At 71.0% G+C, this 1122-nt stretch carries 1 protein-coding gene and 1 pseudogene; both read left to right on the top strand.

Annotation, left to right across the window (positions count from 1 at the left end; translation table 11 throughout):
- Nucleotides 1–323: pseudogene (locus Q1K57_RS14625) on the top strand (hypothetical protein); the annotation flags it as partial.
- Between the two features lie 4 nt (nt 324–327).
- Nucleotides 328–996, top strand: a complete 669-nt coding sequence (locus Q1K57_RS14620; protein WP_300083906.1) for an SAF domain-containing protein — start codon at nt 328–330, stop codon at nt 994–996.
- The last annotated feature ends 126 nt before the right edge of the window (nt 997–1122 follow it).

Raw genomic sequence — 1122 nt, 5'->3', positions numbered from 1 at the left:
GGGGGCCGAACACGAAGACCGCGTCTGCGGGCGGCTACTCCGTCACCGCGACGGGCAAGGTCACCCGGGTGGTCTGGAGCATGGGCGACGGCGGGACCGTCGCGTGCACGTCCACGGGCACCTCCTACTTGGACGCGTTCGGGATGTCGGCGTCGCCGGATTGCGGCTACCGCTACGCGAAGCAGGGCACCTACACGGTCACCGCGACGAGCTACTGGACCATCAACTGGTCCGGGATCGGCGAGTCCGGTGTCATCAACCAGACGTACACGAGCTCGGTCGTTGTCACGATCGGCGAACTCCAGACCGTGGTGAAGGGATGACGACGTGAGGACACCGACCTTGGCGCCGACGACGGCGACGACCACGACCCCTCCGGCGCCCGCGGCGTTGGGGCCCGTGAAGACCCGGCGGCGTCCGGTGCTGATCATCGCGTCCGTGGCGGCGCTCCTGCTGTCCGCGCTGGGCGGCGTGTGGCTGTGGACGGCGGCGACCTCGTCGATCGAGGTCGTCGTGGCGAAGGCGGCCGTCCCTCGTGGCGCGGTGATCGCCGCCACTGACCTGATGGTCGCACGGGTGTCGCTGGATCCGGCTCTCGCCTCGATCCCCGCCAGCGAGGTGTCGACCGTCGTGGGACAGCGTGCCGCACTCGACATCTCGGCCGGCGGCCTCCTCACCCCGGACGCCATCGCGTCCGAGACCGTCCCAGCCAAGGGCGAGACCGTCGTCGGCCTGTCCTTGGTGGACGGGATGCTGCCCGCCATCCCGCTGAAGACCGGCGACGATGTCCGGGTCGTCCAGACACCCGGGGCACAGGGCCAGGTCGGCGACGTCTCGCCAGTGACCATCGCGGCCAAGGTCGTCGCGGTCACACGCTCGCAGGACGGGCAGTTCGCCCTGGTCGACCTGCTCGTGAGCGCGGACGCCGCGCCCGATCTGGCAGCCCGGGCCGCGACCGGCAAGGTAGCCGTGGTTCTCGACTCCCGGGAACGGTGACGCCATGCCCGTCTTCACGGTCGCGTCCGTCTCGGGATCGCTGGGGGTGACGACCCTGGCGGTCGGTCTCGCGCTCACGTGGCCCCGCCCGGTGGTGCTCGTGGAAGCCGACCCCTCGGGCGGTTC

The sequence above is a fragment of the Propioniciclava sp. genome, assembly GCF_029977985.1.
Classification (GTDB): Bacteria; Actinomycetota; Actinomycetes; order Propionibacteriales; family Propionibacteriaceae; genus Propioniciclava.
Note: the sequence above shows the minus strand (reverse complement) of the source record. Positions and strands in the feature narration are given on the sequence as shown.